This window comes from Variovorax paradoxus (assembly GCF_030811855.1).
GTDB lineage: Bacteria > Pseudomonadota > Gammaproteobacteria > Burkholderiales > Burkholderiaceae_C > Variovorax > Variovorax paradoxus_L.
Window position 1 is genome coordinate 74,032 of sequence record NZ_JAUSRN010000016.1, and the last position, 17,908, is coordinate 91,939.

Below are 17,908 nucleotides of genomic sequence, written 5' to 3' on the forward strand. Positions count from 1 at the left end.
GTGAAACAGGGCTGCTCCGGCGAGACTGCCGATGAAGGAACGACGCGGGTTCTGCCTCTAGGCAATCTAGACGCGATGTGCGGGTGGTCCGCGATGCGATTCCTCCCCGCAGCAAAATTTTCTTACGAGCTTGCTAGGAAGGTCTGAAGAACCCTTCGCACCCGAGCCCGGATGCCATGAAGGGTTCGGCGTTTTTGTGTTGCCATTGCCTTCCAAATCGAAGCACCTTTCGCGTCCTCGCGCGCCCTTTAGGAGTCGCCCAGAACGGCTATTTTGTGGAGTTCCCCACCCCATATGGCGCGGTCTGGGCAAGGCAGTGTGCATCTCTGTATTGGCAGGGCATATAGCGCCCCGCATCACGTCCCCGACTACCTGCAGCAAGGCAACGATCTGGTTGGATTCGCCTAATCCTAGACCTTCACTACTACGCTGATCGCCGCCGATGCCAGCATGCTTTCCAGAGTCTCTTCGAGACGCGGTATCTCGAGCCGGGTGCCATGGCGCGCAAGCAGCGCATCGAGCTTGGCCGGATTGCCGCAGAGCCTGTGCACTTCGTTTGCTCTCACGAAGGCCGGGTTGATCTCGATGCGCGGCGAATGGGCCGTCATGCGCATGAAGGTGTCCAGTATGTGGCGAAGCGTGTGTGGACGTCCGGTACAGATGTTGTAGCTTTCGCCGGATTCTCCGTGGGCAAGGAGTTCAAGATAGGCGTCGCAAAGCATTCGCACGTCGTTGAATTCGCGTTCCACATCGAGATTGCCAAGCTCGATGGACCGGGCGCGCTGCGCGAAGTGGAGTGCGAGCTTGGGGATCAGGAAGCTCGGGCTCTGTCCAGGGCCTGTGTAATTGAACGGCCGCGCAATGATCAGGTCTAGGCGCCCTTCGTAGGTTCGCGCCATGTATTCCATGGCGAGCTTGCTCATGGCGTAATGGTTGACGGGCGCGGGCGGTTGTGTTTCGCTGATTGGCGATGCTTGCGTGTTGCCGTAAATGTTGGCGCTGCTGGCCAGCAGCACGCGCTGGGGCCGAGAGGGCAGTTTGGCAAGCGCGTCGAGCAGGTTCGTAGTACCGACCACATTCACGGCATAAAGCGCTTTTTCATCCGCATGCCCGACGAAGCTGATCGCTGCCAGGTGGACCACTGTGTCAGGTGAGACTTCGAGCACCTCCTGGCGAAGCGCTTGATCGTCCATCAGATCGGAACGCAGCGCAACGACCGAATGTCCCTTGGCCGATGCGCGTTCTATGAAGTGCCGGCCAGTAAAACCCTCAGCACCGGTGAGCAGGATTCTCAAAACGAGAAGCCCTGGCGATTGCGCCGCAGGTCTGCTTCAACCATCATCTGGCAAAGTTCCTCGAGCGTAGTCTTCGGTTCCCAGCCGAGTTGGGTCTTGGCTTTGGCCGGGTTCCCGATCAGCAGTTCGACTTCTGCAGGACGATGGAACTTCGGGTTGATTCGCATGACGGTCTTTCCCGTGGCGATGTCTACGGCCGATTCGCCCTCTCCACTGCCCTTGAAGTCCACGGCAATGTCCGCGCCCTTGAACGCCATGCGCACGAAGTCGCGAACGGTTTCAGTGCGGTTGGTCGCCAACACGTATGTGTCGGGCGTGTCGACCTGAAGCATGCGCCACATACCCTCGACGTATTCCTTTGCAAAGCCCCAATCTCGCTTGGCATCGAGGTTTCCGAGCTCCAGCACGTCGAGCTTGCCGAGCTTGATCTTGGCGACGCTGTCGGTGATCTTCCGCGTCACGAATTCGCGGCCGCGCAGCGGACTTTCGTGGTTGAAAAGGATGCCGCTGCAGCCGAAGATGTCGTAGCTCTCGCGGTAGTTGATGGTCATCCAGTGGGCATACAGCTTGGCAACGCCGTAGGGGCTGCGCGGATAGAAGGGTGTGTCTTCCACCTGCGGAATGGCCTGCACCTTGCCAAACATCTCGGAGGTGGACGCTTGGTAGAAGCGAATCTTCGGGTTGACGAGGCGAATGGCTTCGAGCAAATGCAGGGCCCCAACGCCGGTGATCTGAGCAGTTGCCACGGGTTGATTGAAGCTCACCCCCACGAAGCTCTGGGCCGCAAGGTTGTAGACCTCGACGGGTTCCGCTTGGCGGAGCAGCTCGATCGAGCTTCCCAGATCAGTCAGGTCGTACTCCACCAGGTGCAGGTCGGGATTGTTCTGAATCCCAAGTTCCTCAATGCGCCAGAAATTGACCGAACTGGTGCGTCGATAGGTGCCATAGACGACGTAACCCTTGGCAAGCAGGAGCTCGGCCAAGTAAGCGCCGTCTTGGCCTGTGATGCCCGTTACAACGGCATGTTTTTTCATGAGACTCTCTCTGTATTGTTAAAGATTGCGCTCGTCGCGGCTTGCGCCGATCGTGAGTGAGGACTGAGCGGACAGATTTGTGAAGGTCCAGATTCTGCCAAATCGAAGGACTCGAAGGTCAGGCCGTGTTTGGTTGAGTAACTTAGGCCTGCGAAGGAATCACCCGTTACAGCGATTGACGAAGACGGCTACGACCAAGAAGCCTACGCGCCGCATCGGACGTGCAACATTGATTCAAATTGCGTGGCTGAAAGCCAACAGTCAATGGTGATAATAAATGTGAGAGCCTCGGCCATGGGCACCCATGGCTGTTTCGACGCAAGGGAGTGACTGGCAACGAATGGGCAGGCCGCCAAGCTTCAAGCATATAAAGACAAGCAAGTATGAGTGACACACCACGAAGCGCAGACAGACTAGCCGAAGCGGAAAGGCAGATTGCCGTTCTTAAATTGCGGCTGGAGTTGCAAGAGCGACTCGTACTAAGCAGCGAAGATTCGGTTGAAGCCCAGATCGAGTCCGCAAACCAGCGTGCAGCCTTGGCACTGCAGCAGCAAGACGCGTTCCTCAACTCTACATCTTGGCGGCTGACTGCACCGTTGCGCAAAGTGTCTGCCGCGATCCCTCCCGCATGGCGAGGTCATCTGCGCCGCGCGGCAAAAGCCACGTGGTGGGTTGCAACGCCCTGGCGCATGCCGCAGCGGCTTAAATTTCTCAAGGAGCGCCGCAGTACGGATGAGGCGCATGCCTCCTTTTTCCCGCCCGTGGTTGGCACCGAAACCAGCCACAGCTCTCAGAACTCCTATCGGCAATGGATTGCCGAGCACGAAAGTCGCTCTGCCTTGCTCGGCGACCTGTCGGCAATACCCAGGTTGAGTTTTTTGCTTTGTGCAAGCAGTGCTCAGCTTGCGATGCTGACCGCGACGGTGAAGTCGATCCGGGCGCAAAACTTTCCCCAGTGGCAGCTCATCATCGCAGTCACCGGTGACCATGTCGACGCTCTCGATAACTCGCTGCGCATGCTGCAGGACGAAGAGCCTCGCATCGTCTCGGTACCCGCTTCTGGCAAGAACGGCGCCGAAGCGCTTGCCGCATGCGTTTCGCTCGTCAATGGTGATTTCATCGCAATGCTTGATGCCGGAGACGTCATCGCACCCGGCGCCGCAGTCGAAATGGCCAATGCGTTCATCGAATCGCCGGCCAGCGACATTCTTTACTGCGACGAAGACGAGTGGTCGGTCGAAGGCGGCCGCGCCCAGCCTTACTTCAAGCCGAATTGGTCGCCGGAGTTGCTTTATGCCTTCAACTACTTCGGACGCTTGACGCTGCTGCGGCGGCAGCTGGTCGAGGTTGCGGGCGGAATCGACCCCGCGCTGGGCGCCGGTTTCGAATGGGATCTCAACCTTCGCGTCAGCGATCTCGCCCAAACCATCACCCGCATTCCCAAGGTGCTGTGCCATCGCGCGACTGGTGGCGGTCGCCGGGAACGGCCGTCGACCGACTCGGCTGAAGCCGCCTCGCATCGCTCGGCATTGCGCAAATACTGGGCGCAAAAAGGCATTGACGCGTCAGTCCAGACGCAGCCGGACGGCACCCACCACGCGACCTGGGCCATCGATCGGCCGCCGCTCGTCTCGATCGTGATTCCATCGAAAAACAAGGACCACCTGCTGCGCATGTCCGTGGGCGGGCTGCTGCGGGAAACGGCTTATCCGAACAAGGAAATCATCATCGTGGACACCGGCTCCTCCGAGCCGGAAACGCTGGCGTACTACGCCGAGCTCGCCGCCGAGCCGAGCGTCCGCATCGTTCATTTCAACAAGACCTTCAACTACTCCGCCGCTTGCAACCATGGAGCGGCGTTCTCGCACGGCGAAATCCTGCTGTTCTTGAATAACGATATTGAAATCGTTTCGCCCGATTGGCTGCACGAAATGGTGCGCGTGGCAATGCGGCCCGGCGTCGGCGTGGTCGGTGCCAAGCTGGTGTTCCCGTCAGGCGAACTGCAGCACGGCGGCGTGGGCGTTGGCATCCACCTTTGCGGCCTGATGTATCGCAGTGCCGAGCGGCTCGGTTGGGGCGTGTTCGGTTCGCCGGATCACGCCCGAAACTGGCTTTCGATCATGGGTGCCTGCCAAATGGTACGGCGCGATGCCTTTGAGCGCGTGGGCGGGTTCGACGAGTCGTACCTCATTGCAATGAGCGACGTTGCACTCTGCCTGCATGTCTGGCGCGCTGGTTATCGCATTGCCTATGTACCGCAGGCACGCCTCGTGCACCACGAAGGCGCGACACGGGGCGACAGTAACCCCGAGATCGATATGCGTCGAATGGCCGATGACATTCGCACCCTGGGTATCGACGAAGACCCCTATCTTCATCCCGAGCTGGATGCTAACCACGCGATTCCGATCCTTCGAGTCGGCGCAGCGCCCTCGGTTCGCGAGAAGCTCAAGGCCAGCCTTCGCGAATTCGGCTCGCCGAGGCCGCAGGTGCAGACGCTCGACCTTTCGAACGATGGCGCATGCCTGTCGGTTGCCATGCTGCCCCGCGAATGCGTGATCTGGCCGCCCCAGCCGGCGCATGGTGTACGCGATGCCTGGTCTGCAGCGCGGTGGTGCCTGGATCTCTTGCGTACATGCGCCGACATCCGCCTGCGCTTTCCAGCCGCACTGTCCGAAGGCCCGGACGGCGCGTTTGTCCGCTGGCTGGAAGCTGAGGGTGCGAATCGTTTTGGACTGAGCAAGGATGCGCTTGCCGCGATTCGCGCGATGTGGTCGGAGGACTTGGCAGTCCGGGCGCGGCAGGCCTTTCTCTTTCACTCGGAGGTCCGCGCATTGCTGCCGCACGGCTTGCTGCCGATTGGACGACGCGAACTGTTCCATTGGTTCATGCTGCATGGCCGGCGCAGCGCGGGTTTGAGGCTGGAAGAAGTCTGGTGGCTGTTCTGGACAGCCGCTGAAAGGCCGGAGGCCGAACTGGTCAACGCTTATGAGTTCACCCCGACCTGGCAAAAGCTCTATCCCGATGGCCTGACGGTTTTCGGCCGCCGTGCCTTTGCCGCATGGTTCCGCGCCAACTATCGCGTGGCTGATCTGTGGGCCGACCCGGTGCGTTGGCCGGTTGATATTCCACCTGGCCGCCAGCTTCGGTCTGCGTATCGGGCGCGCGAGCAATGGCAGCGCATGCACCCCAAAGCACTTGACGCTATCGAGTCCGCGAAGGCGTTGATCGACTGGCTGCAGTCGCCAGAAGCCATGCAGACCGAGGACGTGCGGGCATGGTGCGCCGGCCTCGACAAAGAGGCCGCGGCAGCCGAGATGACGACGCCCGGCGTCAATGTCATCGGACATTTTTCGTATCCGTCGGGTCTTCGGGTCTCCGTGGAGGCGCTGGTCAAGGGCCTGCGAGAAGTCGGCGTGCAGACCGCGCTGCGTGACCTTCGAACCGACAAGAAAGACGATCCGGTTCACGCGCAGTTCCGCGATTTCGAAGATTTCGAAACGACCATCATCCACACACAGCCCGAACCCTTCTTCAACGAGGCCTATAGCCGCAGCGATCTGAACGAGCACTTGCCGCGCACTTATCGGATTGCCTACTGGTATTGGGAGTTCGATTCGATTCCAGATTCATGGCTCGATGCAGCTGCCAAGGTCGATGAAGTCTGGACGGCCACTGAATTCGTTGCAAAGGGCCTGCGTGATCGGCTCTCCATCCCGGTGCGCACCATATTCCCTGGCGTTGCGTTGGGTGCTTACCAGCAGCGAGAGCGCAAGTACTTCGGCCTGAAGGATGGAAGCTTCACGTTCCTGTTCACGTTCCACATGATGAGCATCATGGAGCGCAAGAACCCGCTTGGCCTGATCCAAGCGTTCAAGGCCGCATTTTCCCCGCAGGAAGACGTAACACTGGTCCTGAAGACTTCGTTCGGTGACCGTCATCCGGCGCAGCTGAAAGAACTGCGCGCCGCCGCAGAGGGCCATAACATCGTGGTGATCGATCAGGTCTACAGCCCCGACGAAGTGCTGTCGCTGATGGATGCGTGCGACGCCTACGTCTCCCTGCATCGCAGCGAAGGGCTGGGCCTGACGATGGCCGAGGCGATGCTGATGGGCAAGCCGGTCATTGCAACCAACTACTCTGGCAACGTCGATTTCATGGGCGAGGATGACAGCCTGCTAGTGCCCTACAAGCTGGTGAAACTCGGTCGTCCGATTCCGCCTTACGACGAGAAGCTGGAGTGGGCCGAGCCATCCACAGAGCACGCGGCACAACTCATGCGGCGCCTGTATGAAGACCGGGTGTGGGCCAAGGAAGTCGGTGCGCGCGGCAAAGCACGCGCGGCTATTGATCTGTCTTTGAAAATGGCGGGCCAGAAGGCCGCGGCACGGCTGGCCGAAATCCGCGCGACGCTCCAGACAGAATCGAAGAGTTGAGGAAAAGAGCTCCGGGGCGTGTTTGCGGCCCCGGTTGCCGCTCACTCGTTCAAGCCGCGAGTCGCGCGTGCTCGGCCATGTACGCTTCCATGTCCACCGCCTCCAAGCGGCCATGGCTGAGTTTCACGACCTTGTTGCATTCCTTGGCGATCAGGTCGGGCGAGTGCGAAGCGAGCACCAGAATGCCCGATTTGGACACCACGTCGCGCATGCGCTGCTCGGCTTTCTCGGTGAACTCGGCATCGCCTACTGACAGCCATTCGTCCATGAGCAGGATGTCTGCCTCGACGCTGGTCGAGATCGAGAAAGCCAGGCGCATCATCATCCCTGTGGAGTAGGTGCGCACAGGCATGTCCACATATTGGCCGAGCCCGCTGAATTCGCAAATTTCGGGCGTACGCTGATCGATCTCTTTCTTGCTCATGCCCATCACTAGGCCGCGCAGCATGATGTTCTCTACACCCGTCGCGTCCATCTCAATACCAAGTGATGGATCAATGAGGCTCGACACGCTTCCTTCACGCCGGAATTCACCGGCTGAGGGCTCGTACACGCCCGCCAGAGTGCGTAAAAGGGTCGATTTGCCAGCGCCGTTGTGGCCGATCAGCCCCAAGCGGTCGCCGCTGCGCAGTTCGAGATTGATGTCGCTGAGGGCCTGGACCACGGTAACACCGGTCTCCTTGCCGAAACGCCCGCCCGTCACGGAGGCTGCAAGCGTCTTCTTCAGAGAGGCTGCGCCCGCACCGTAGATTGGGAAATTGACGGCGACGTTCTTGAGTGAAATGGATGCCATAGATCAGAGCCAGTAAACAACGCGGCGGCGATACTTGATGAAGAGCAGCGTAGAACCCACGACGCTCACCACAGTCCAGGCCAGGATGCCGAGCCAGCTGTGCAGTTCCGCCACGCCGCCCATCAGGGGTGTGCGCAGCAGATCAAGCATTTGTGCAAAGGGGTTCCACAGGACGTACTGGGCGCGTTGCGGCAGGCTTTCGGGCAGCCAAAAAACCGGTGTCAGGAACATCAGCATCTGCATGACGCTGTTCACGATTTGCGTCACGTCGCGAAAACGGGTGCAGATCAGCCCAAGCAGTACGCCGATCGCATGTGCATTGACGACTGCGATCACCATCGCGGGAAGGATCAGCAGCGCCGACCAGGACAGCGAAATGCCCGCCCAGAGCGCGACCGGCACATACAAAACGATCTGGTGGGCAAACTGGATCAGATTGCGCGCAAGGCTTCGCCAGACGAAAAGACTGATCGGAAAGTAGCCCTGCTTCAGGTAGTTGGACGAGCCCACGAATGCGTTGCACGCCTCGGAGACCACGCTGGAAAAAAAGCCCCAGAAGATGATTCCGAGGGCAAGGTGAGGGAAGAATTTTGACAGCTCCGTGCCAAAGAGCGAGCTATAGAGCGGACCCATGCCGCCAATCATTGCGCCCATGCTCAGCGTGAGCCAGAGCGGACCGAGCATCGAACGCCGATAGCGAAGAACGATGTCAAACCAGGCCAGTGTCCACCAGATGTCGGTGCGGCGCGTCCCCTCCCACCAGTCGGATAGGGCGCTACGGTGGAGGTTGGAGTGAATTTCTTGGGTCATGCGCGTCCGTAGGTGTCTGCGAGCCTGACGATGTCGTCCTCGCCAAGGTAAACACCGCACTGGACTTCAATGAGCACCAATAGTTCTTCGCCGATGTTGGTCAAACGATGTTTCTCCTTCAATGGAATATGGCGGTATTCGCCCGGCCCGGTGACATGTTCGATGTCGCCGATCTGCACGATGCCCCGCCCTTGCACCACCACCCAATGCTCGGAGCGCTGGTGGTGGTACTGCAATGACAGCGATTCTCCGGGTTTGACGGTGATTCGCTTGACCTTGTAGCTATCTTCTTCCTTGAGTGTTGCGTAGGTGCCCCATGGGCGGTGCACCACCGAGGGCAGATAAACCGCCTCGTGCTTGCGAGATTTCAGCGTGTCGACCACCTTCTTGACTTCCTGGGCGCTGTTCTTGTGGGCGACCAGCAGCGCGTCGGGAGTGTCGACGATGACGAGGTCGTGGACGCCCAGCGTCGCCACCAGTTTCGGAATATGGCTGTCTACCTGCACATGGGTGCCGGTGGTGTCGATGGCCACCACGTCCGATGGCATGGTGTTGCCGCTCGCATCTTGGGGCTGGGCTTTTGCCACCGCAGGCCAGGAGCCCACGTCGCTCCACTGAAACTTGGCGGGCACGACGTGCACGTTGTCGGCCGGCTCCATCACTGCATAGTCGATGCTGATGTCGGGCTGGAGTCCGAAGGCATGCAAATCGAACTGGATGGTGTTGCCTTGCTGTTCCGAGCTCTTCAGCGCTTTTCTGGCGGCCTCCAGCAGTTCGGGCGCGTACTTCTCAAAGGCGGCCACTATGGCGTCTGCCGTAAAGCAGAACATCCCGCTGTTCCAGTAGTAGCGACCCGTGGCCAGATACTCCTGCGCGGTCTGCAGATCAGGCTTCTCGACAAAGCGCTTGGCTGGTTGACTCGACCGCGAGACCTGAGCCACTTCGATATAGCCGAATCCGGTGTCCGGACTCGTCGGACTGATGCCGAATACAACCAGCGCTCCTTGCGTGGCAAGTTTGAAAGCCTGGCTGGCACTCGCGACGAAGGCCTCGACATCGGGGACGAGGTGATCGGCGGACAGCACGAGCATCACGGTTCCGCCACCGAACTTCTCGATGCATTGCAGCGCCGCGAGCGCGATGGCGGGGCCAGTATTGCGGCCTTTCGGCTCGAGAAGCAGCGTGGCGTCCGGCGGGTCGGCCATCTGGCCCAGCACATCCTTGGTCAGGAAGAGATGGTCCTTGTTCGTGACGATCATCAGATCACCGGTACCGCAGGCTTGGCCGCGTTCGATGGCCTGCTGCAGCAGCGTCGAGCCGCCCAGCTTCATAAAAGGTTTTGGAAACGCCTGCCGTGAGGCTGGCCAAAGTCGGGAGCCTGCCCCCCCCGAGAGCACAACTGAAAGTACGTGCATTTTTTATAGGAGTGTGAAGAAGGGGATAATTTTACCGGCCTTGCTCCAAAGGGCCCGTAACCAGTGGAAGCCTCTATTTTTTGTGATCTCGAGCAATGTTCAGTAAGCCTACGCTGCCAGCCGCGCAGCCCCATATCCGGCGAAAAGGGCTTGAAAACGGCTTGAGCAGTGCACGGCTTCAACGCCGGATCGCCTTGCTCGAGCACGAGACGCAGTCCCTCGAAACGCGGTTATTGGAGATGCAGCGGTCCACCAGTTGGCGCGTCACGGCGCCGCTGCGCTGGGCCAGCCGGTATCTTCAGCGGGTCGTGCGCGGTGCACCCTTGCCGCAGGTCGAAGAGCGAGGAGATTACGCGGATTGGGTCGAGCGTTACGACAGGATCGAACCGGCCGACACCGATCGCAGGCGCCGGGAAATCGACGCATGGCCGAAACACCAGCGTTTGCTGCTGCTGCCCGCAGGCGAACTGAGCGCAGGCACACTCGACGCGCAGTTGTACAGCGAATGGACGCAAAGGCCGTCCGGATCCTTGCCCGAGGGCTTCAACGCGGCGGCCTCCGCCGACTGGGTCATCTGGATCGAACCAGGCTGCACACTACCGTCGCACGCACTATGGGTCATCGCCCAACAGAGCACTGCGCACCCCGAGGCCCGCTTGATCTATGCCGATGAAGACGAGCTGGATGGCAACGGTCGGCGCATCAATCCTTTTTTCAAGCCCGACTGGAATCCGGACCTTTTCCTCAGCCGCAATCTCTTTTCTTCGTGGGTTGCCATCGAGGCCCACCTGTTCGATGAATCCGGCGGAGTTCGTGCGGAGCTGCCGCCCTCCGAGCAGGGCTATGACCTCGCGCTGCGCTGTGTGGAAGGGGTTGGCAGCGAGCAGATACGCCACATCCCACACGTGCTCGCCCACCGCCGTGCTTCTGAGGTCGAGTTGGGTGGTCGGCCTGGAGGCGTTGCCGTGCTGAATGCCCATTTCATGCGAACGGCCACCGCAGCCAGGGCCGAGGCCACGCAGTTTGGCTATCGCACCCGTTATGCGTTGCCATCTTCGCCGCCGCTGGTTTCGCTGATCATCCCGACGCGCAACGCGCTGCCGCTGGTACGGCAGTGCATCGAGAGCATCGTGCTCGAGACGGACTATCCGAACTACGAAATTCTTCTGGTCGACAACGAATCGGACGACCCTGAAGCGCTTGCCTACTTCGCCGCACTGAATGCGCAGCAGGGCATCACCGTCATCCGTGACGTGCGTGCGTTCAACTATTCGGCGCTGAACAACGCGGCAGTTGCAAGGGCGCAGGGCGAACTTGTCGCGCTGCTCAACAACGACATTGAGGTCATCTCGCCCGGCTGGCTCGCGGAGATGGTGTCGATTGCGTTGCAGCCGGGAGTGGGCGCTGTCGGCGCGAAGCTGCTTTATCCCGACATGACGGTCCAGCACGGGGGCGTGATTCTGGGTGTCGGCGGCATCGCAGGCCACGCCCACAAGCACTTGGCTCGTTCGGATCCCGGCCATGGCGGGCGTGCGCAGCTTGCGCAGTCTTTCAGCGCCGTGACTGCCGCCTGCCTGGTTGTGCGCAAGGCGCTTTACGAGCAAGTGGGAGGACTCGACGAGGAACACCTCACGGTGGCCTTCAATGACATCGACTTCTGCCTGCGCCTTCGCGAAGCCGGTTACCGCAACGTCTGGACGCCTGAGGCCGAACTGTTCCATCACGAATCGGCGACGCGTGGCTCGGATTTCTCCGGGCCGGCGCTGCAGCGCTTTCTTCGTGAAGAGAAGTTCATGCGCGGGCGCTGGGGCGCGCTGCTGACGGCCGACCCCGCCTACAACCCCAACCTGAGCCTCGCCGCCGAGGATTTCAGCTACGCTTGGCCGCCCCGAACCCCTTAGCTCCCCCTTCGACATGACAGCAGGCCCGAACGCCGCCGCGCCAACGCCCCCCATTGTTTCCGTCGCCCTTTGCACCCACAACGGCGCGCGTTTCCTGCGTGAGCAGGTGCGAAGCATCTGCCTGCAGACCTTGCCGCCGGTGGAAATCGTGCTGTCCGATGACGCATCGACCGACGGCTCGGTGGACGTGGTGCGCGCTGCGGTGGCCGAGTGCGCAGCCGAGCGGCCGGCGCATCCGGTGGCGCTGCGCATTTTCGAGAACAGGCCTGCGCTGCGCGTGGTCAAGAACTTCGAGCAAGCGATCGGCGCCTGCACCAGTGGCCTGATCGCGCTGAGTGACCAGGACGACGTCTGGCTCCCCGATCGTCTCGCGCAGATGGTGCCGCTCTTCGAACGCGATCCGAAGCTGCTGCTCTTGCACACCGATGCACGCCTGGTCGATGCCGAACGTCGCGACCTGGGCCATACGCTTTTTCATGCGCTCGAGGTCACGCCATCCGAAATCGAGCGCATCCATGGCGGAAACGCATTCGACGTGTTCCTCCGGCGCAACCTCGTGACCGGCGCGACTACGGTGTTTCGCCGCTCTCTGCTCGAGCACGCGCTGCCCCTGCCAGTCGAATGGGTGCACGATGAGTGGCTGGGAATCATCGCCTCGGCCATCGGGCGAGTCGACCTGCTGGAGCAACCGCTGATCGACTACCGCCAGCACGAGTCAAACCAGATCGGGGCGCGACGTGACACTTTCGTAGCCAAGGTGCACAAGGCGCTGGCTTCCAGGGGCAGCACGCACGTCGAGCGGGCTCACAAGGCCGAATTGCTTCTTGCGCGGCTGCAGAAATTCGGAGACGCGGTCTCGCCGGAAATTCTTGCGAAGGTGCGCAGCAAGATCGAGCATCAGCGGTTTCGCGCCGCGTTGCCCGCCTCGCGGATCGCCCGTTGCCTGCCGATCCTTCGCGAAGCGATGACCGGGCGCTACGACAAGTTCGGCCGCGGTTTCCGGGGCGTGGTTCGCGATCTGTTCGAATCTGTGTAGGCTCGCCCGCCACCGAACCGCGTTCTTCCAGAAAAACAATGACCCCAATGAATTCCTCTCCAACATCCGTCGCCGGCGGCACGGGCGTGTCGCCCACGGTAGTGGTGATCATCCCGTTCTACAACGGCGCCGATTTCATCGAGCGTTCGGTCCGCAGCGTGTTCGAGCAGTCCGTGCCGGCGAACGAAGTGATCGTTGTGAACGACGGCTCTCGCCCCGAAGAGCGCGCGGCGCTCGACGCGCTGGCCGAGCGCTATCCGTTTCGCATCCTGGACAAGGAGAACGGGGGGCAGGGCTCGGCGCGCAACGCCGGAGTGGCTGCTTCCACGTCCGAGTACATCTGCTTTCTGGATCAGGATGATTTTTATCTGCCTAACCACATTGAGATACTGGTCGAAGCGATTCCTGCTAAGGAGGCGCGGTTCGGCTATGTCTATGCGGATCTCTACGAGGCCGATGCGGACGCCAATGTAATCCGGACTGGTGTGGTCAAGCTGGGCGCCAAATCGCACCCAAAAACGGATCTCTTCGACCTGCTGCGCCACGACATGTTCGTCCTGCCATCGGCCAGCCTGATCAGCCGAACCGCCTTCGATGCTGTTGGGGGGTTCGATCCGCAGTTCACCGGGTATGAAGACGATGATCTTTTTCTGAGGATCTTCAGGAAAGGCTACACCAACCATTTCGTCGATCGGGCCGTGACGGTCTGGTGCATCCACACCGCGAGCACTTCGTTCGGCGTTCGCATGGTCCGCAGCCGTTTCAGGTATTTCATGAAGCTGGCCGCAGCCTTTCCGGACGAGCCGCGGCGCTCGCTGTACTACCTGCGCGATTACCTGGTGCCGCGGTTCCAGGCGTACTTCGTCGACCACGCTATCGATTCGACCAAGCACGACAACGAATTCCGCGCCGAGATGCTCGACATCCTGGAGCAGTACGCCGCCGTGGTCCTCGCCAATCCGTCGGTGGGCCGCAAGTCCAAGCTCAAGCTGCGCATGGTCATCTTCCTGCTGCGCCGCGTTTCGCCTTCGACGGTGGCAGCGATCGGCTCCCTGACCAAGCTGCCAGGGCTTAGCGCCGTTAGGCGCCTGCTCGACTGATGGCGCCTGGCGTCCGGGCGAACTGAGCGGCCGGCCTTGCCTTCATCGGCCGTGGCGTTCGAGCAGGATGTCGTCGAGGTAGGGCACTGTCCGAGCGTAGTCCGATCGAAAATGGTCACGATCTTTGTACACCGGCGTCCCGTCGGCGAGGGCCCGGATGCACTGATTCTCGGGGCACAAAAAAGGCAGCGGATCGACAACCGACGCACCGCTACGGGCGGCGATCTCGGCCATGCGCTGGTTGAGGTTGTTCTGCGTTGTGCGAAGCGCAATGTGAGGTGTCATCCGCCCGACGTGCATGGTGCCAAGCCGGTGCCCGCTGATCAAATGCTCGGGACTGAATTCCAGGCCGATCGGGTTGTCCAGCAGCAGGTAGACCTTCTTCCTAAAAGCGATGCGTTTCAGCAGAATCTCCAGCGAGGCCAGTGATGCGTCCACTCCGCTGCCTTCGCGGAAGAGGAGCTTTTGTGGGCCTGCGCGGAAGTAGAACCCTTCTTCGCTGAGCGCGCCCGTGGCCGGCTGGGCCTGGTCGATGAAATAGCAGTTCCAGCATCCCCCGATCACGATGGTGTCGACATCGTCGCTCAAAGCGTAATCGATGAAGGCCGTTCGCAACTCGTCGCAGCCCGGCGTGGCATCGCGAAAAATACCCGGGACGAAAGGACATCCGGGTGCGGTTGCGAACGTGATCGAGTTCAGCTGCTGCGCTGGATCCTTCGCCAGTTGTGCGGCACGGATTCCATATTGCTGGACGTGGCTGTCGCCCATGATCAAGACGCGCTCCTTGCCGGAGCCGACCCTAAAGACGGTCTGTCCGCTTTTCAGTTTTGCCGGGGTTAGGCCCTCCCCGAACACCCAGTTCTTTCGTGCCGCCTCGACCGTGTCGAAGTAAGAGTCGTCCAGGCGGCCTGTGAGCCGGCTCGTCAGGGCGAAGACACCGAGCACAGCCAAGCAGGCCACGGCTGCGCCGAGTGTGCGCACCATGCGCGGCGCCGACGAGGCCCGTGCCGGGCGTTCGACAAATCGGTAGGTGATCCAGGCCAGCAGAACCGCTGTCGCCAACAGAAAGGCGCGCAGGCCTTCGGATGGCAGGCCACCTTCCACGATGCGCGCGAACACGAGCAAGGGCCAATGCCAAAGGTAAAGTGGATAACTGATCAGGCCGATCCACACCATCGGCTTCGAGGCAAGCACGTAGCGGTTGAGCACGCCGGTCGGGCCGGCTGCAATGCAGTAGAACGCACCCAGCGTGGGCAGGATGGCCCAGAACCCCGGAAAAGCCTTGTTGCCGCGGATATAGGCCAGGCCCAGGCCGATCAGCACCAGCCCGGCAATCGACTGCGCATGGCGCCCCCAACCCGGCTTTGGCAGGGGCCGATGAAGCCGCATGTACGCCAGCATGCCGCCGAGCATCAGCTCCCAGAAGCGCGACAGCGGCGAGTAGAACGCCGCCGTGCGGTGGCTGTGGATGGTCGTGACGTTGAGCAAAAACGACATGGCCGCCACCGCGCCCACCACCGCAAGCACTCGCCACTTGCGCTTCCATGCCAGGCCCAGCAGCACGGGCCAGAAGATGTAGAACTGCTCCTCGATACCCAGCGACCACAGGTGCAGCAGCGGCTTGGTTTCGGCCGCGTTGTCGAAATAGCCGGCTTCGTTCCAGAAGGCGAAGTTCGAGACGAAGCCCGCACCCGCCGCCACGTGCTTGCCAAGCTGCACCCACTCGTTCGGCAGCAGCGCATACCAGCCGAAGGCGAAAGTGGCCGCCAGCACCAGCACCAGCGCGGGAAAGATGCGCTTTACCCGCCGCGCGTAGAACTCGCGGTAGCTGAATCCGTCACCTTCGAAGCTCCCCAAAATGATCGTGGTGATCAGGAAACCCGAGATGACGAAGAAGATGTCGACGCCGATGAAGCCGCCCTTGATCCACTGCGGAAACGCGTGGTAGCCGAGCACCGAAATCACGGCGACGGCGCGCAGGCCGTCGATGTCGGGTCGGTATTTGGGGTGAACGAGGTGGGCGTGTTCCTGCGGGGATGTCGGGCTGCTGGTTGTCGTCATCGTCGTCGTATGAGAGGGAAAGGCGGCTTGGCTCCGGCTTCCCGGCCCCGGATTGTCTTCGCAAACGGAAAGCGTTTGTTTCAGGATTGGCGGGGGCGCGCCCGCAAGTAGCGCCAGAACACCGCCGAGCTCCACACCTTCAGCAGGCTGGTCACGTGCCAGTAAAGGTGCTTCTTGCTGCTGCGGCTGGCGCGCTGGGCCTCGTGGCGCGCGAGCAGGTCTTCTCCAACCTGCAGCTTCCAGCCTGCCAGCTGGGTCCTTGCGCAGATGTCGAAGTCTTCGCCGTACATGAAAAAGCGCTCGTCGAAACCGCCGATCTGGCGGTAGGCGTCGCTTCGAAACAGCATGAACAGGCCCGGAATCCAGTCAGGTACCGCTGGGCGCACATAACCGGGCTTGCGCCGGGTGAGGATCTCAAGCGGCGTGATGATCGCGCGGTGCTGCTCGGGGGCGCTCTTGTCCGGCTCCAAGATTCGCGGCGTCAAAAGGCCTGCATCCGGCGCGGCCTGTGCAACCAAGGGGGCCAGCACGTCGCCGTCGAAGCGGATGTCCGGGTTGAGCACCAGGAACCATGGCGTGTCGCAGCGTTCGAACGCCTGGTTGTGGTTGGCCCCAAACCCCTTGGGGCTCGCGTTTTCGATGCGCTCGATGGCTAAGCCCCATTTCCGGCCGTCCAGCAGGTCGGGTTCGGGGATGTTGATCGTCAGCACCACCTTGGCCGTCGAGGCCCGGCTGAAGCGGTCGAGTTGCTCGAGCAGCGGCAGCACCAGCGCGAGCTGGCCGTGGCTGACGATCGAAACGGTGATCGGGGGTTGGGAGGGGGAGGGCGCTGGCATGGTCTAATTTCGCTCGGGAATTCTAGGGTTCCCCAACAACCACACATGATTGCTCTGATCGTCATCAGTTTTTTCGTCTCCGCCTTTGCGGTCCAGGTGTTCATGCGCCGCGCGCGCAGGCACGCCCGGCTCTACGGCACCGACATGCCCCAGCGCTTCCACAGGGGACACGTGCCGCGGCTTGGCGGCGCGGGGATCCTGCTCGGCATGGGCGCGGCCTGGTTGGCTTCCGGTATTACCGGCACCGATCCGTTCAACGTGTCCTGGCCGGTCAAGACCTCGATGCTTACGCTGCTGTGCATTGCGCCGGCGGTGCTCGCGGGCATCGTCGAAGACGTCACGCAGAACGTCAGAGTGCGCTACCGGCTGGGGCTCACTATCGGCTCCGCCTTGCTGGTGTGCTGGGTGCTGGGGCTCAGCCTGTCGCGCACCGGCATCGAAACCGTCGACACGTGGCTGGCCATGGTTCCCTATGGCGCCGTGCTGTTTGCGGCCTTGGCCATTGGCGGCCTGCCGCACGCCTTCAACATCATCGACGGGTACAACGGCCTGGCCGGCACCGTGGCGGTGCTGGTCTGCCTGGCTGTTTCGCACGTGGCGCTGCAGGTGGGCGATCGCCAGCTGGCGGCCATGATGGTGTGTCTGGTGGGTGCCACCGTCGGTTTCCTGATCTGGAACTATCCGCGAGGCAAGATCTTTGCCGGCGACGGCGGCGCCTACGTATGGGGCATGGTCATTGCGGTAGCCTGTGTGACGCTGGTGCAGCGGCACCGCGTCGTCTCGCCATGGTTCCCGATGCTGCTGCTGATCTACCCCGTGTGGGAGACGTTGTTTTCCATCTATCGCAAGCTGGCGCGCGGGCAATCCCCCGGCACGGCCGATGCCCTGCACTTTCACCAGCTGATCTTCCGCCGCATCGTTCGGGTGGCGTTTGCCGACGACGAAGCCCGGCAATTGCTCGCACGCAACAACAGGACTTCGCCGTATCTGTGGATGTTCGCGGCGCTGTCGGTGGTGCCGGCCGTGCTGTTCTGGAACAACACCGTCGTGCTGATGCTGTTCTGCCTGCTGTTCGTCACGACCTACGTGGGCGCGTATCTCATGATCGTGCGTTTCAAGGTGCCCCGCTGGCTGCGCCCCTGACCGCGCTTTCCTTGCGAGAATCTCCCTCATCGTCCTTCGCTTTGGAGC

Annotated in this window: 12 protein-coding genes; 5 read left to right on the top strand and 7 right to left on the bottom strand. The window is 61.4% G+C overall.

Features of this window, described 5'->3' with window-relative positions; translation table 11 throughout:
- Window positions 1-410 precede the first annotated feature (410 nt).
- A complete protein-coding gene (locus tag J2X92_RS24625) occupies window positions 411-1,295 on the bottom strand; it encodes a GDP-mannose 4,6-dehydratase (RefSeq protein WP_307579653.1) in 885 nt (294 codons plus the stop codon).
- The gene (gene gmd / locus J2X92_RS24630; RefSeq protein ID WP_307579655.1) at window positions 1,292-2,329 is read right to left on the bottom strand and encodes a GDP-mannose 4,6-dehydratase; all 1,038 of its coding nucleotides are present in this window, start codon (window positions 2,327-2,329) and stop codon (window positions 1,292-1,294) included. Before gmd ends, J2X92_RS24625 begins: the two co-directional genes overlap by 4 nt.
- 383 nt (window positions 2,330-2,712) lie before the next feature.
- Between gmd and J2X92_RS24635 the strand changes: the two genes are divergently transcribed.
- Window positions 2,713-6,765, top strand: a complete 4,053-nt coding sequence (locus J2X92_RS24635; RefSeq protein ID WP_307579657.1) for a glycosyltransferase — start codon at window positions 2,713-2,715, stop codon at window positions 6,763-6,765.
- 49 nt (window positions 6,766-6,814) lie between these two features.
- Here the strand turns inward: J2X92_RS24635 and J2X92_RS24640 are convergent, their stop codons facing one another.
- The 3 genes from J2X92_RS24640 to J2X92_RS24650 are packed head-to-tail and all read right to left on the bottom strand — an operon-like array spanning window position 6,815 to window position 9,783.
- Window positions 6,815-7,558: an ABC transporter ATP-binding protein gene (locus J2X92_RS24640; protein ID WP_307579659.1), complete on the bottom strand. Its 744-nt coding sequence runs from the start codon at window positions 7,556-7,558 to the stop codon at window positions 6,815-6,817.
- 3 nt (window positions 7,559-7,561) lie between these two features.
- On the bottom strand, window positions 7,562-8,368 hold the full coding sequence (locus J2X92_RS24645) for an ABC transporter permease (RefSeq protein ID WP_307579661.1): 807 nt from the start codon (window positions 8,366-8,368) through the stop codon (window positions 7,562-7,564).
- Window positions 8,365-9,783 (bottom strand): mannose-1-phosphate guanylyltransferase/mannose-6-phosphate isomerase, encoded by a 1,419-nt coding sequence (locus J2X92_RS24650; protein WP_307579663.1) that lies wholly within the window; start codon window positions 9,781-9,783, stop codon window positions 8,365-8,367. Before J2X92_RS24650 ends, J2X92_RS24645 begins: the two co-directional genes overlap by 4 nt.
- A 95-nt stretch (window positions 9,784-9,878) precedes the next feature.
- On the opposite strand from J2X92_RS24650, the gene J2X92_RS24655 reads away from it, so the two are divergent.
- The 3 genes from J2X92_RS24655 to J2X92_RS24665 all read left to right on the top strand — a co-directional run bounded on the left by J2X92_RS24655 (window position 9,879) and on the right by J2X92_RS24665 (window position 13,820).
- Window positions 9,879-11,684: a glycosyltransferase family 2 protein gene (locus J2X92_RS24655; protein WP_307579665.1), complete on the top strand. Its 1,806-nt coding sequence runs from the start codon at window positions 9,879-9,881 to the stop codon at window positions 11,682-11,684.
- A gap of 13 nt (window positions 11,685-11,697) precedes the next feature.
- Window positions 11,698-12,720, top strand: a complete 1,023-nt coding sequence (locus J2X92_RS24660) for a glycosyltransferase family 2 protein (protein WP_307579667.1) — start codon at window positions 11,698-11,700, stop codon at window positions 12,718-12,720.
- 104 nt (window positions 12,721-12,824) lie between these two features.
- Window positions 12,825-13,820 (top strand): glycosyltransferase family 2 protein, encoded by a 996-nt coding sequence (locus J2X92_RS24665; RefSeq protein ID WP_307579668.1) that lies wholly within the window; start codon window positions 12,825-12,827, stop codon window positions 13,818-13,820.
- Window positions 13,821-13,862: 42 nt separating this feature from the next.
- On the opposite strand, the gene J2X92_RS24670 is transcribed toward J2X92_RS24665, so the two are convergent.
- On the bottom strand, window positions 13,863-16,016 hold the full coding sequence (locus J2X92_RS24670) for an acyltransferase family protein (protein WP_307579670.1): 2,154 nt from the start codon (window positions 16,014-16,016) through the stop codon (window positions 13,863-13,865).
- A complete protein-coding gene (locus tag J2X92_RS24675) occupies window positions 15,962-16,717 on the bottom strand; it encodes a glycosyltransferase family 2 protein (RefSeq protein WP_307579672.1) in 756 nt (251 codons plus the stop codon). The genes J2X92_RS24670 and J2X92_RS24675 overlap by 55 nt, the downstream gene beginning before the upstream one ends.
- A gap of 45 nt (window positions 16,718-16,762) precedes the next feature.
- Here J2X92_RS24675 and J2X92_RS24680 point away from each other — a divergent pair, with 45 nt between their 5' ends.
- Window positions 16,763-17,860, top strand: a complete 1,098-nt coding sequence (locus tag J2X92_RS24680; protein WP_307579674.1) for a glycosyltransferase family 4 protein — start codon at window positions 16,763-16,765, stop codon at window positions 17,858-17,860.
- Window positions 17,861-17,908: the final 48 nt, after the last annotated feature.

Coding starts and splice junctions, on each gene's coding strand:
- J2X92_RS24635 (WP_307579657.1), top strand. CDS start 2,713: ATGAGTGACACACCACGAAGCGCAGACAGACTAGCCGAAGCGGAAAGG.
- J2X92_RS24680 (WP_307579674.1), top strand. CDS start 16,763: ATGATTGCTCTGATCGTCATCAGTTTTTTCGTCTCCGCCTTTGCGGTC.
- J2X92_RS24650 (WP_307579663.1), bottom strand. CDS start 9,783: ATGCACGTACTTTCAGTTGTGCTCTCGGGGGGGGCAGGCTCCCGACTT.
- J2X92_RS24645 (WP_307579661.1), bottom strand. CDS start 8,368: ATGACCCAAGAAATTCACTCCAACCTCCACCGTAGCGCCCTATCCGAC.
- J2X92_RS24675 (WP_307579672.1), bottom strand. CDS start 16,717: ATGCCAGCGCCCTCCCCCTCCCAACCCCCGATCACCGTTTCGATCGTC.
- J2X92_RS24660 (WP_307579667.1), top strand. CDS start 11,698: ATGACAGCAGGCCCGAACGCCGCCGCGCCAACGCCCCCCATTGTTTCC.
- J2X92_RS24655 (WP_307579665.1), top strand. CDS start 9,879: ATGTTCAGTAAGCCTACGCTGCCAGCCGCGCAGCCCCATATCCGGCGA.
- J2X92_RS24640 (WP_307579659.1), bottom strand. CDS start 7,558: ATGGCATCCATTTCACTCAAGAACGTCGCCGTCAATTTCCCAATCTAC.
- gmd (WP_307579655.1), bottom strand. CDS start 2,329: ATGAAAAAACATGCCGTTGTAACGGGCATCACAGGCCAAGACGGCGCT.